At 63.3% G+C, this 13371-nt stretch carries 12 protein-coding genes; 1 reads left to right on the top strand and 11 read right to left on the bottom strand.

Annotated features, from left to right (window positions below; all coding sequences use genetic code 11):
* Window positions 1–63: 63 nt before the first annotated feature.
* The 6 genes from CWB41_RS01170 to CWB41_RS01145 all read right to left on the bottom strand — a co-directional run bounded on the left by CWB41_RS01170 (window position 64) and on the right by CWB41_RS01145 (window position 4817).
* The gene (locus tag CWB41_RS01170) at window positions 64–1563 is read right to left on the bottom strand and encodes a phosphomannomutase/phosphoglucomutase (protein ID WP_115835801.1); all 1500 of its coding nucleotides are present in this window, start codon (window positions 1561–1563) and stop codon (window positions 64–66) included.
* A gap of 106 nt (window positions 1564–1669) precedes the next feature.
* Window positions 1670–2230 carry a retropepsin-like aspartic protease family protein gene (locus CWB41_RS01165; RefSeq protein ID WP_115835802.1) on the bottom strand — a complete coding sequence of 187 codons (561 nt, stop codon included), beginning with the start codon at window positions 2228–2230 and terminating at the stop codon, window positions 1670–1672.
* Window positions 2231–2341: 111 nt separating this feature from the next.
* Window positions 2342–3004 (bottom strand): CoA transferase subunit B, encoded by a 663-nt coding sequence (locus CWB41_RS01160; RefSeq protein WP_115835803.1) that lies wholly within the window; start codon window positions 3002–3004, stop codon window positions 2342–2344.
* Window positions 3005–3015: 11 nt separating this feature from the next.
* Window positions 3016–3720, bottom strand: a complete 705-nt coding sequence (locus CWB41_RS01155) for a CoA transferase subunit A (protein ID WP_115835804.1) — start codon at window positions 3718–3720, stop codon at window positions 3016–3018.
* A gap of 111 nt (window positions 3721–3831) precedes the next feature.
* Window positions 3832–4605: a trans-aconitate 2-methyltransferase gene (gene tam / locus CWB41_RS01150; protein WP_115835805.1), complete on the bottom strand. Its 774-nt coding sequence runs from the start codon at window positions 4603–4605 to the stop codon at window positions 3832–3834.
* 8 nt (window positions 4606–4613) lie between these two features.
* Entirely contained in the window at window positions 4614–4817 is a 204-nt protein-coding gene (locus tag CWB41_RS01145; protein ID WP_115835806.1) for a heavy-metal-associated domain-containing protein, read from the bottom strand.
* Between the two features lie 60 nt (window positions 4818–4877).
* Between CWB41_RS01145 and CWB41_RS01140 the strand changes: the two genes are divergently transcribed.
* On the top strand, window positions 4878–7214 hold the full coding sequence (locus tag CWB41_RS01140) for a heavy metal translocating P-type ATPase (RefSeq protein WP_115835807.1): 2337 nt from the start codon (window positions 4878–4880) through the stop codon (window positions 7212–7214).
* 11 nt (window positions 7215–7225) lie between these two features.
* Here the strand turns inward: CWB41_RS01140 and CWB41_RS01135 are convergent, their stop codons facing one another.
* The 5 genes from CWB41_RS01135 to dnaA all read right to left on the bottom strand — a co-directional run bounded on the left by CWB41_RS01135 (window position 7226) and on the right by dnaA (window position 12692).
* Window positions 7226–8977, bottom strand: a complete 1752-nt coding sequence (locus CWB41_RS01135) for a PAS domain S-box protein (protein WP_115835808.1) — start codon at window positions 8975–8977, stop codon at window positions 7226–7228.
* 160 nt (window positions 8978–9137) lie between these two features.
* Window positions 9138–9944, bottom strand: a complete 807-nt coding sequence (locus CWB41_RS01130; RefSeq protein ID WP_115835809.1) for a HesA/MoeB/ThiF family protein — start codon at window positions 9942–9944, stop codon at window positions 9138–9140.
* A gap of 58 nt (window positions 9945–10002) precedes the next feature.
* Window positions 10003–10614: a Holliday junction branch migration protein RuvA gene (gene ruvA, locus CWB41_RS01125; protein WP_115835810.1), complete on the bottom strand. Its 612-nt coding sequence runs from the start codon at window positions 10612–10614 to the stop codon at window positions 10003–10005.
* Entirely contained in the window at window positions 10611–11126 is a 516-nt protein-coding gene (ruvC, locus tag CWB41_RS01120) for a crossover junction endodeoxyribonuclease RuvC (protein ID WP_115835811.1), read from the bottom strand. The genes ruvA and ruvC overlap by 4 nt, the downstream gene beginning before the upstream one ends.
* A gap of 57 nt (window positions 11127–11183) precedes the next feature.
* A complete protein-coding gene (dnaA, locus tag CWB41_RS01115) occupies window positions 11184–12692 on the bottom strand; it encodes a chromosomal replication initiator protein DnaA (RefSeq protein ID WP_115835812.1) in 1509 nt (502 codons plus the stop codon).
* Between the last annotated feature and the right edge of the window lie 679 nt (window positions 12693–13371).

Below are 13371 nucleotides of genomic sequence, written 5' to 3'. Positions count from 1 at the left end.
CCGCGACGCTTCCCGGTCGTTGCGGGGCGCGCGTCAGCGCCGAAGCAATGCCCGCAACGCCGTTCAAATCGTCTGATTATAGGCGCCGACTTCCGGGTGGCGGCGCAAGACCGCGTCGATGGCCTTGAACATCTCGCGCATCCGCGCCTCGGAGACGGGGCTTTCGACGACGACCACCAGTTCCGGCTTGTTGGACGAGGCGCGGACCAGCCCCCAGGTGCCGTCCTCCGTCACGACGCGCACGCCGTTGACCGTCACGAGATCGCGGATCTTCTGACCGGTGACTTTCTCGCCTTTGGCCTGCATGTCCTTGAAGGTCGCGACGACCTGATCGACGATGCCGTATTTGGCCTCATCGGCGCAATGCGGCGCCATCGTCGGCGAGCCCCATGTCTTCGGCAGATCGGCATAGAGATCGGCCATCGACTTGTCAGGGTTGCGGTCGAGCATTTCGAGAACGTGGATGGCGGTGAGCAAGCCGTCGTCATAGCCGCGGCCGACTGGCGCATTAAAGAAGAAATGGCCCGATTTCTCGAAGCCCGCGAGCGCGTTGAGATCGGAGACACGCCGCTTGATATAGGAGTGCCCCGTCTTCCAATAATCCGCCTTCACGCCATTGGACTGCAACACCGGGTCGGTGATGAACAGCCCGGTGGATTTCACATCAACCACGAACGTCGCGCCGGGATGGAGCTTCGACAGGTCCCGCGCCAGCATCACGCCGATCTTGTCGGCGAAAATCTCTTCGCCGTTATTGTCCACGACGCCGCAGCGGTCGCCATCGCCATCGAAGCCGAGGCCCACGTCGGCGCCGCTCTCGCGTACCTTGTCGGCCATCGTGTGCAGCATCTTTAGGTCTTCGGGGTTGGGATTGTAATGCGGGAAGGTGAAGTCGAGTTCGGTATCCAGCGGCACGACGTCACAGCCGAGCTTTTCGAGAACCTGCGGCGCGAAGGCGCCCGCCGTGCCGTTGCCGCAGGCCGCGACGACCTTCAATTTGCGCTTGAGCTTGGGACGGTTGGTCAGATCGGCGATATAGCGTGCGCCGAAATCCGGCACGTAGCGATAATTGCCGCCCTCGGCATAACGATAGGCGCCGGAGAGCACGATCTCCTTCAGCCGGTTCATCTCGTCGGGGCCGAAGGTGACGGGGCGCTGCGCCCCCATTTTGACGCCGGTCCAGCCGTTGTCGTTATGCGAGGCGGTGACCATGGCGACGGCCGGTACGTCGAGATCGAATTGGGCGAAATAGGCCATCGGTGACAAGGCCAAGCCGATGTCGTGCACCTTGATGCCCGCGGCGACGAGGCCGGTGACCAGCGCCAGTTTGATGGACGCGGAATAGCTGCGGAAGTCGTGCCCGGTGACGATCTCCGGCCTAACGCCGAACTCATGCAGCAGCGTCCCCAGGCCGAGGCCCAGCGCCTGGACGCCCATCAGGTTGATTTCCTTCTCGAAAAGCCAGCGCGCGTCGTATTCGCGGAAGCCTGTCGGCTTCACCATCGGCGTCTGCTCGTAAGCGAGGCTGTTGGGTCGCAATTCAGGCAATGGCTTGGGAAACATAGAAAATCCTTGATTTCGGCCGTCGGGCGCGGCGTTCGCGGACCGGCGCGTGCAGGAAGCAGGGAAGGCAGGCAAATTTGAGGAGCCGGCGCGTTACCTAGCGCGCTTACCTTTGCAGGACCAGCCTGCCGTCGGCGATATGGACGCCGCCAAGCCGGCTCAGCGCGCTCATGCCGAGCAGACTTCGCCCCAGAGCCCCCGGCTGCATGACCATGGCATCGACGCCATCGATCTCGATATTGCCGATCCGCACGGCATCGAGATGGACCTTGGCGGCGGAGCCGGTGCCGTTCGCGGTCATCGTTTGGTAGCGGAAATCGGCCGGGGCGAGGTTGATGCCGAGCGCGTCGGCGTCCTCGCTCCGCAGCGACAGAAAGGTGGCGCCGGTATCGACCACGACATGGATGATCTGCCCGTCGACATCGATATCGGTCAGATAATTGCCGCTGCTGTCGGGGGCGATCTCTACACGGTCGAGGTTATTGCCCGGTGCCGGCGCTACGGGGGTTACGACGAGCGCCTGCGGTGCCGCGGGGAAAGATTGCTGCCCTGCCGGGACGGCAGCGGGCTGCAACGCCGGCGGCGCGAGCTTATGGCTGAGGTACGAACTCGCCACGAGGCTCACGGCCAGAACCACAGCGAAGGTCGAGAGAGCGAAACGAAACATGAGCGGCGCCGGGAAAAATCGCCGTGACCATGCCGCCAAAAGCTTTCGGCGTGTTTAAGCCTACCGCGCGCCTTTTCGGCAACCGCCGCAAGAGTCGCGAAACCCGGGACGTCACGCCGCCCGGCATTCAAGCTCCGGGCTGACTTTCAGCTTGGCTTCGGTTTTCTGCTGGATCTCGTCGATGCTGACGCCCGGCGCCAGTTCGATCAGCGTCAGGCCGGTGCCGCCATGTTTGTCGACATTGAACACACCGAGATCGGTGATGATGAGATCGACGGCGGCAGAGCCGGTGAGCGGCAGCGTGCAATGATGCAGCAGTTTCGGCTCGCCTTTCGCCGTATGTTCCATGACGACGACGACGCGCTTGACGCCGGCGACGAGGTCCATCGCGCCGCCCATGCCCTTCACCATCTTGCCGGGGATCATCCAATTGGCGAGATCGCCGTTCTCGGCGACTTCCATCGCGCCGAGAATGGCGAGATCGATATGGCCGCCGCGGATCATCGCGAAACTGTCGGCGGAGGAAAAATAGCTCGTCGTCGGCAATTGGGTAATCGTCTGCTTGCCGGCATTGATGAGGTCCGGGTCTTCCTCGCCTTCGTAGGGGAAGGGCCCCATGCCGAGCATGCCATTCTCGCTCTGCAATTGCACATGCATGCCGGGCGGGATGAAATTCGCGACAAGCGTGGGAATACCGATGCCGAGGTTCACATAGAAACCGTCGCGCAGTTCTTTCGCCGCGCGTTCCGCCATCTGGTCACGTGTCCAGGCCATGAACTCCTCCTTCAGGCGGCGCGTGCGCGCGTCGTGCGTTTTTCGATCGGCTTCGCCGGGTTCGGCGCATAGATGATGCGGTGAACGAAAATGCCGGGCGCATGAATGTCGTCCGGATCGATTTCGCCCGGCTCGACCAGATGCTCGACTTCAGCGATCGTCACTTTGCCGGCGGTCGCCATCATCGGGTTGAAATTGCGCGCCGTCTTGCGGAAGACGAGGTTGCCTTCGGTGTCCGCCTTGAAGGCATGGACGAGCGAAATATCGGCGACGAGGCCGCGCTCCATCACATAGGTTTCGCCGTCGAAGTCCTTGTGCTCTTTGCCCGTCGCGATGATCGTGCCGACGCCGGTCTTCGTATAAAACGCGGGAATTCCGGCGCCGCCCGCGCGGATGCGCTCGGCCAGAGTGCCCTGCGGATTGAATTCGAGTTCGAGCTGACCGGAAAGATATTGCTCGGCGAAAAGTTTGTTCTCTCCGACATAAGACGAGACCATCTTCTTGATCTGCCGCGTTTCCAGCAGAATGCCGAGGCCGACGCCATCGACGCCCGCATTGTTGGAGATGACGGTCAGATCTCTGGCGCCGAGCTCGCGGATCGCTTCGATCAGCGACGTGGGAATGCCGCACAGGCCGAAGCCGCCAGCCATCAGCGTCATGCCGTCTTTCAGCACGTCTTCAAGCGCGGCGCGGGCGTCGGGGTAGAGCTTGTTCATCCTCCGCTGAGCCTTTCTTTTTTCATTAGGGGCAGGAAATTCGCTGAGCAAGAAGTTCCTAAGCTGCCCGATGCCGCAATGCAAGAAGCCCGCCGCCCGGAAAAGGGGCGCTCAGGCGCGCACGGCAATGACAAAGAAGCGGGGGAAATGTAAAAGCACGCGCCCGTCGGTCCGGGGCGGATAGGCGGCCGTCACGCGAGCTTTGTAATCGGCCAGAAAGGCACCGCGCTCGGCCGCGTCGAGCGCCGCGAGATAGGGCCGCAGCCCCGAGCCTTGCATCCATTCGACAATCGCGTCGGCATCGGCGAGCGCGTGGTGATAGGTCGTATGCCAGAGGTCCAGCCCGCGGCACAGCGGCCGGAGCGCATCGTAATAGACCTCGGGCGGCGGCAGCAGGCCGCGCGCGTCGCGGATGGCGGCAAGACGCGCGGCCCAAGGGCCGTCCGCCGCCACATCGCGCATCAGAATCTTGGCCGGCTCGGCCAGATTGTCGGGCATCTGGACGGCGAGAACGCCGCCCGGGGGGAGGGCCCCGAGCAATTTCTGAAAAATCTCGATGTGGTTCGGGAGCCATTGGAAAACGGCATTGGCGAAAAGCAAATCCGCCGGCCGCTCGGGCTGCCATTGCTGCAAATCGGCGGCCCGGAAATCGACCGCAGGCAGGCTCTGGCGGGCGAGCGCGAGCATATCCGGCGAAGAGTCAACGCCGACAGTTTCGGCGCCCGGAAAGCGGCCGACGAGCAGTTCGGTCGAATTCCCCGGCCCGCAGCCGAGATCGTAGACCAATTGGGGCGTGTCGATTGGTACCTGGGCGAGGAGATCACGCGCGGCGCGCGTGCGCTCATCGCCAAAGCGCAAATAGAGCTTCGGATCCCAGGCTGTCACGAATTGCCTCAGGCTTCGAGCAAGGTGCCATTGTAGCCGACCGCGGCCAAAGCCTCGGCGACGAGCGACGGTAGCGCGCGCGTATCGACCGCGACTTCGCGCGTCTCGAGGTCGCAGGATATTTTCGCCGCCGGATCGAGCGACTTCAATGCGTCCTCGATTGTCCTCACACAGCCGTCACATTTCATTTTTGGGATTTTGTAGAGTTGCATGCCGTCTCCAAAACGCGTGGGCTCTTGTATACGGGGCGGCCAGCCGCCAATATCTGCTAGATGACTATTACACCGTTAGATGCAACCCCCAAGGTCGGCATAAATCTCAAGATCGGGGGCATGTCCTGCGCCTCCTGCGTCAACCGCGTCGAGAAGGCGCTGCAGGGCGTGCCGGGGGTTGTCTCGGCCAATGTCAATCTGGCGCGTGAGAGCGCCCGCGTGACCGCGACGCCGGGGACGGCCACGGTCGCCGATCTCGCCAAGGCAGTCGAAAAGGCCGGTTATTCCGCGTGGCTCGAAAAGCCTGCCGTGCTGGGTCAGTCGCATGCGCATCACGACATGGCTCATCACCACATGGACGATCACGACATGGCCGGCATGCAGGGTGGCATGGACCACATGCATCACGGCGGCCCCGATCGCAGTCAGCTCATCCTGGCGGCCGTCTTGACGGTGCCTGTTGTACTAATGGCGATGGTGCCGGATATGGTGCCGTCGCTGGATACCTATATCCGCACCCATATCGGCATCTTCCCCTGGCGGCTTATCGAAGCGGTCCTGACGACCATCGTTCTGTTCGGCCCAGGGCTTGTATTCTTCAAGATCGGCGTTCCGGCCTTATTGCGCGGCGCGCCGGAGATGAATTCGCTCGTCGCGCTCGGCTCTTTCGCCGCCTGGGCCTATTCGCTTGTCGCGACGTTCGCGCCGGAGATATTCCCCGAGGGTACGGCGAATGTCTATTTCGAAGCTGCGGCGGTGATCTCGACCTTGATTCTCCTCGGCCGTTTTCTTGAGGCGCGCGCCCGCGGCGAGGCCGGCTCGGCGATCGAACATCTGCTCCGGCTCGCACCCGACACCGCGACAGTTTTGCGCGCAGGCGCGCCGGTTTCCGTGAAGCTCGATACGATCGTCCCCGGCGATGTCCTGCTGGTGCGGCCGGGCGACCGTGTGCCGCTCGATGGCGAGGTGACCGACGGTTCGTCGCTGGTCGATGAGTCGATGCTGACCGGTGAATCCCGGCCGGTGAACAAGGCGGTCGGTGCCGAGGTTTTCGGCGGCACGGTCAACGGCAACGGCAGTCTGACGGTGCGTGTGACGAAAGTCGGCGCCGACACCGTGCTGGCGCGCATCGTTCATATGGTCGGGGAGGCGCAAGGCGCCAAATTGCCGGTTCAAGCTTTGGTCGACAAGGTGACGGGCTGGTTTGTGCCCGCCGTCATCGCGATCGCGCTGCTGACTTTCGTTTTGTGGTTTGCCTTCGGGCCGCGTCCCTCGCTTGCCTTTGCGGTCGTCAATATGGTGGCCGTGCTGATCGTCGCTTGCCCCTGCGCCATGGGGCTCGCCACGCCGGTATCTGTCATGGTGGCGATGGGGCGCAGCGCCCAGCTCGGAATTCTGTTCCGCGACGCGACCGCCTTGCAGACCCTGCGCGATGTGAAGACTGTCGCTTTCGACAAAACCGGCACGTTGACGGAAGGCCATCCGGCCCTCACCGACATTCAGGTATCTCCGGGTTTCGATGAGGGCGAAGTCGTCGCGTTCGCCGCTGCCGTGGAGGCTCTGTCCGAACATCCGCTCGGCAAGGCGCTTGTCGCTGCGGCGCAGACGCGCGGGCTGACCATTCCCAAGGCCGATGATTTTCATGCGACGCCGGGGTTCGGCGTTGCTGCGACGATTGGCGGCAACGCGGTTGCCATCGGCTCGGCGCGCTTCATGGCGAAACTCGGCGTTGACATATCCACGTTCGATGCCGCCGCAGGCCAGTTGAGCGCGGCGGGAAAATCGCCGCTCTTCGTCGCTGTCAACAATCGCGCTGCGGCGATCTTCGCTGTCGCCGACCCGCTCAAGCCATCCGCTGCGCCGGCCATCGCCGCGCTGAAGAAGGACGGGCTCAGCCTCGCGATGGTCACCGGCGATCGCAAGGCGACGGCGGAGGCGGTCGCCCGCACGCTCGGCATCGACAAGGTCGAGGCGGAGATCTTGCCCGAAGGCAAGGCGGATGCGGTCAAGGCCCTGCGGCCCGCGAACGGCAAAATCGCCTTTGTCGGCGACGGCATCAACGACGCGCCGGCGCTCGCCGCTGCCGATGTCGGCCTCGCCGTCGGGACGGGGACGGATATCGCCATTGAAACGGCAGATGTGGTGCTGATGCGCGGCGATCTCGGCGCCGTCGCCGGCGCCATCGACTTGAGCCGGGCGACCTTGCGCAATATCGCCCAGAATTTGTTCTGGGCCTTCGGCTATAACGTGATCCTGATTCCGGTCGCGGCCGGCGCGCTTTACGGATTCGGGCATATCCTGCTGTCGCCGATGCTCGCCGCGGCGGCGATGGCATTCTCCTCGATCTTCGTCGTCGGCAACGCGCTGCGGCTGCGCCGCTTCACGCCGCGAGTCTAATCCGGGGTTGCCTAGCCCGGGATCGCCGCAGCCTTCTCGCGGACGACGGATTTTTCCGGCACGTCGAGTTCCCAGACAACGCCTTCCGGCGCGAATGTCGTCTCGGAGCGTCCGCCAAGCGCCTGGCCGGCGATACGATCCATCACCAGGCGGCCGAACCCCCGATGATCCGGCGCCACGACAAGCGGGCCGTTTTCCTCGCGCCAATGAAGCCGAATGCGCCGCTCGTCGCCTTCCGTGATGAGCGACCAGGAGACTGTGACAATGCCGGTCTCGACCGAGAGCGCGCCGAACTTCGCCGCATTGGTCGTCAGCTCATGCAGCGCAATACCGATGTTTTGCGCCGCCTCCGGTCGCAGGATGAGATCGGCGCCGCGGATCAGAATGCGCGTGTCGAAGAGATCGCCGAAATGCTGAAGCTGGGAATGGATTAGCTGGACAAGCGAGGCGCCGGCCCAGTCATCGTTGGAGAGCAGATCATGCGAGCCTGCAAGGCTCGACAGACGCTCGCTGAAGCGGCCGACGAATTCGTGCGGGTCCGTCTGCAGGGAGAGAGATTGCCGCGCCATCGCCTGAATGACCGCGAGCAGGTTCTTCGAGCGATGCGTGAGCTCGCGCATCAGGAATCGCACATGCTCCTCGCGCTGCTTTTGCGAGGTGATGTCGCGGATGATGAGTGAGGCGCCGAACAGATTGCCCTCGACGCTGCGCACCGGCGCGCCGCGGATCCAGACGTCAATCGTGCGGCCCTCGTGGTTGAGCCGCCGCGTTTGATATTCGACAGCTTCGCCGTCCATCAGCCGGTCCATCGCGGCCTTGCGTTCGGCATGCAGCTCCGGCGGGACGACGAGCAGCGCGTTTTTGCCGATGACGTCCTTGGCCAGATAGCCAAATAATTGTTCGGCGCCGTAATTCCATGTGCGGATATTGTCGTCGAAGTCGACACTGACGATGGCGTCGATCGATGAGCCGACGATCGCTGCGAGCTGCGCATTACGCAGTTCACCGCGCTTGCGCGCGGTGATGTCGAGGCACAGACAAAGTATTCGCTCGATCTTCCCGCCGGCGCGGAAGAAGCTGCCGCGGGCGCTGATCCATCGCGTCACGCCGTCGTCGCGGCGAATGCGGAATTCACGCTCGAACTGGCCTCCCTGGCGCAACAGCCTGCGATAATCCTGTGCGAGCGAGACGCGATCGTCGGGATGCGCGACCGCCAGGATCATGCCGAAGCGGAGCCGTTTGCCCGTCGTGTCAGGCGGAAGGGTGAATATATCGGCGAATTTCTCCGACCATATCACGCGCCGGGTCACGAGATCGCAGTCGAGGACCGCCAGACCGCCCGCGTCCTGGACGAGTTGCAGCCGTGCTTCGGCGTCGCGCAAGGCAAGGCGCGTGTAGTTGAGCCGCAAAAGCGAGCGCACCAGCGTGATAAGTTCGGAGGGCTCGAAAGGGTCGAGCAGATAGCCGTCGATCGTCGCATCGATGGCGGCCGAAGTCTTGACGCTGTCGGCGCGGGCCATCCGCAAGACGGCCGTCGCCGGGCTTTTCTCCTTCACCGTTTGATAAAAGCTCGCCTCGTCGCCGTCCGCGTCCTCGACGCTTGCAAGAACGAGGTCGAACACTTCCGTATCGAGACAGCGCAGGGCCTCACGTCCGGTTTCGACGGCCGTGGGCTGCAGCCCGGACAGTTTCAGGAGCTGCATTTTCAATTCGCGCGATTGCGCGTCTGGGTCGACGATCAACAGTTTGCGGTTGACGTCCATTGCGGCGGCGCCTGATCCCTGTTTGGCGGCCAAGGCCGCGGTCCCGTCCCTCTATGCTATGTTTCGCGCGGAACTTGGTTCCATCGCCATAGCGGTATTTTGGCGCGATCTGGCTGGAAAACTTAATATATTTCGCCTGCCCCAAGAGAAAACGCATTTTTCAGAGCACGGGAGCGATCGTCTGCGGCTTTGCCGACGCCGTGACGCCGTTCAGCGGATTGGCGTCGTCCCAGCCGTATTTCACCGTCTCGAAGCGCATATGCGCCAGGTCGACGAGCAGGAGACGGCCGACAAGACCTTCGCCATAGCCGACAATCTCACGGATCACCTCATGGGCCATCAGGGCGCCCAGTACGCCCGGCAGCGCCCCGATAACGCCCGCTTCCTCACACGTCGGCACCGTGCCGGGCGGTGGCGGCTCGGGAAACAGGCAGCGATAGGTCGGGTTCGGCGTGCCGGAGGGCGAAGTCTCGAACGGCCGCAGGGTGGTGAGCGAGCCATCGAACATGCCGATCGCGGCGCTGACGAGTGGCCGGTGCGCATAAAAGCAGGCGTCGGAGACGGCATAGCGGGTGGCGAAATTATCGGAACCGTCGGCGACGATGTCCCAGCCCGCGAGAAGCTCTTGGGCATTCGCCGCATCGATCCGCTTCTGGATAGGCGTTGCCCTGACATACGGGTTAAGGCGGCGAACCGCGTCGGCGGCGCAGACGGCCTTGGGCTTGCCAAGATCCGTGCTCGCGTAAAGCACCTGGCGTTGCAGATTGGACAGCGAGACGACATCGTCGTCGAGAATGCCGATCTCGCCGACGCCCGCAGCAGCAAGGTATTGGATAAGCGGCGCGCCGAGGCCGCCCGCGCCAATCACGAGAACCCGCGCCGCCTTCAGCTTCTGCTGACCGGGGCCGCCGATGTCGCGCAAGACGAGGTGACGCGCATAGCGCTCGATTTCGCTCGGGGTGAACATGCAGCCTATCTAATACGCCGCCGCGAAAAAATCGATCCCGCTCAAAAGGCGTGTCGCGCTAGCGCGCAAGCTCTTTGAGGCTGCGCCGGATCAACGCCGGCGCTTCTGCCGCCTCGCCCAATTCCGCGCGGGCGAGCGCGACGGCATTGGCGGCCTGCTGACGGCTATAGTCGAGGCCGATAAGCGCCGCGATCGCGTCCTGCATGGCCGGGGCTTGCGCAGCGCCTGCGGGGGCGGAAAGGCTCGCGAGAGCGGCCGGCACGTGTATGGCCGGAACCTTGTCCTTCAGTTCCGTCACCAATCTCGCGGCAACGCGCGGGCCGACGCCGGGCGTGCGCGACAGCGCCGTCTTGTCCTGCCGTGCGATGGCGACGCCGAGCTCGCTCGCGCTCAGCACGCCGAGCAGCGCCAGTGCGACTTTCGCGCCCACGCCCTGCACCGTCTGCAACAGGCGAAACCAATCGCGCTCGTCTTCGTTGAGAAAGCCGTAGAGCCGTATGGAATCCTCGCGCACTTGCGTCTCGATCGCCAGCGCGGCGGCCTCGCCGGCAGCAGGCAGATTCTGCAATGTCCGCGTCGCGCAATTCACGACATAGCCGACGCCATGGACGTCGAGAATGACGAAATCCTCGCCGATGGAATCGATCGTGCCGCGCAGCTTGCCGATCATGCTCTGCGCACCGCCGTCATCTTGTAGTGGTGCGCATGGGTGATCGCGATCGCCAGCGCATCCGCCGCGTCAGTGGGAAGCGCGCGCAGATCGCTGGCGCATTTCGGCAGCAGCACTTTCACCATTATCGCGATCTGCGCCTTCTCGGCGTGGCCTGAACCTGTCACGGTCTTCTTCACGAGGTTGGCCGCATATTCGGTGACGGGCAGGCCGGCGAGGGCGGGGACGACAAGGGCGATGCCGCGCGCCTGGCCGAGCTTCAAGGCCGATTGCGGGTCGCGATTGACGAAGGTTTCTTCGACGGCGGCCTCATGCGGCGCATGCGCCTCAATGATGCGCGTCAATCCTTGATGGAGCTGGCGCAGCCGCGTGCCGAGATCGTCCGTGCTTTGCGAATGGATCGATCCGCTCGCCACGTAGATGAGGCGGGTGCCGGCGGCCTCAATGATGCCCCAGCCCATATTGCGCAGGCCGGGGTCGATGCCGAGAATCCGAATCGCCGTCGCACTCATGCTTCGGCTTTACCCCTTTCCGGACCGTTTGCCCACGCCGGCGTATAGCGGAGAGGGTCAGTTCTCGGTCAGCATCCGCTTGAGCAGCTCGATCTCCTCGGAGAGCCGTCCGTCGCTGCCGACCAGGGCCTCGATCTTGCGCACGGCGTGCAGCACCGTCGTGTGGTCGCGGCCGCCGAAGCGCCGGCCGATCTCCGGCAGCGAGCGGGGGGTCAGCGTTTTGGCCAGGAACATGGCGATTTGGCGCGGGCGCACCACATTCGCCGTTCGCCGCGCGGAGAGGATATCGGCCTTGGTGACGTTGTAATGGCTGGCGACGAGTTTCTGGATGTCCTCGATCTTAACCCGCTTGGGCTCGCGAGGGCGCACCAAATCCTGGATCGCGGCTTCCGCCGCTTCGAGAGACAACGCCGCGCGGTTCAGCGAGGAATGGGCGACAAGGCGGTTGACCGCGCCGTCGAGATCGCGGCCGTTGGTCTGAATGACGCTCGCGACATAGGTGAGGATGGCAGATGACAGTTCGAATTGCGGGTGCAGCAGTTTGGCCGCGGCGACGCGCGCCTCCAGCATCTTCAGCCGCAACGGCTCATCGAGCGCCCCCATTTCCACGCAAAGGCCGCCCGCGAGGCGTGAGCGTACGCGCTCTTCGAGCGTTTCGAGTTCGCCCGGCGGCCGGTCGGCGGCGATGACGATTTGCCGGCGTGCATCGATCAGCGCGTTCAGCGTGTGGCAGAACTCCTGCTGGATGGATTTGCCGCGCAGGAACTGCACATCGTCGATGACCAGCATGTCGATGCCGCGCAGCTTTTCCTTGAAGGAGATGGCCGTCGAGGCTTCGAGCGCGCTGGCGAAACTGTGCATGAATTTTTCGGCGGTAAGATAGATCACGCGCCGCCGCTGTGCCGTTGCGGCATGGGCGATCGCCTGCAGCAAATGGGTCTTGCCGAGACCGACCGAGGCGTGGATGTAGAGCGGGTTGAAGCGCACGGCCTCGCCGGGCGCGGCGTTGGCGATATCTTGCGCCGAAGCATAGGCGAGCTGATTCGAGCGGCCGACGATGAAGGTCGAGAAATTCAGCCGCCGGTCGAGTGGCGAGCCGCCAAATGTTTCAGCCTCGCCGGCGGGCCTCGTCGGTGCCCTCATTTCTTTCTGCTGGAACGAGCCCGGGCGATGCGGCTCCGCGTTCAAACGCGGGTGCGCGGGCTCGACGAAGCCGGCGCCGCTTTCGTGCAGGTCTTCGGCGTCGAGAGGCTGCGCACTGCGTGCGGGAGGAGTGCGCGTCGAAGAGCGCACATTGATGACAAGGTGTTTGACCGCCGGAAATTCCGCGACGATGGCCGCAAGCATGCGCGGCGCATAATGCGTCTGTATCCACATCTTGAGAAATTTCGTCGGCACAGAGAGATGGGCGACATCGTCAGCCAGTTGCGTCAGTTCCAGCCGCAAGAACCAGGAGGTATAGGTGGCCTCGCCAAGCTCGGCCTTCAATCGGCGGCATACGACGCCCCAGGATTCTTCCGCGCTCGTTTTTTGGGGTGAAGCTTCGGTGCGTCGTGGATTTAGCATCGGCCTGAATCTCGATAATAGAGGAACGTCGGCGCAGAGCACCGTGGGCAGAACAAGTCTTCCGCGTGACTGAAGAAATGCGACTGAACGGTTGCGAGCGGCTTGCGGACTCAGAGGTCGGGCAAAAGCCCCCGCTTACGCACTTTAACGGGGCAAGGGCGCTCGGTGGCGCGTGAAGTCATTGTCCGGGCGAAAACGATAGGCCCGATCTCCACCGCTGGAATCCTGCCAAGCAAGAACAGCCCTTGTCATAGCCAAAAATCCCCCAATCTTCGAAACCGAAATTTCGAAGCCCTACCCATTCGTACGCGCGTGAGGTGTGACAGGCGCTACCTTAAGCCCCTTCCCGCTGCACGCAATAACTCTTTGCAAATTTTCTTCACGGCTCTCTCCGACATAGCTTCCCATGCGCCAAATAACGCATCGAAAACAGCAACGTCACTCGGGAAAAACGCGTTCGAGATTCGCTCGAAGCATCAGTGCAGTCGGTGCAACCGGCCACGACCAAACTCTAACATAGAACTAACGCCCCGCAAGAAAATCGTGTCACGAAAATTTCACGCCATCGCCACCTTGTCGCTGCGCGCGGCGTTACCGCGTAGCCTTTCGCTGGTGTAACCCAATGATTCATTGGCCATCTATGAAGGCGAGACCGGCGTGGGACACAGAGGCTCAATTT

It is taken from the genome of Methylovirgula ligni (assembly GCF_004135935.1).
Taxonomy (GTDB): domain Bacteria; phylum Pseudomonadota; class Alphaproteobacteria; order Rhizobiales; family Beijerinckiaceae; genus Methylovirgula; species Methylovirgula ligni.
This window is presented reverse-complemented; position numbering and strand designations above follow the sequence as displayed.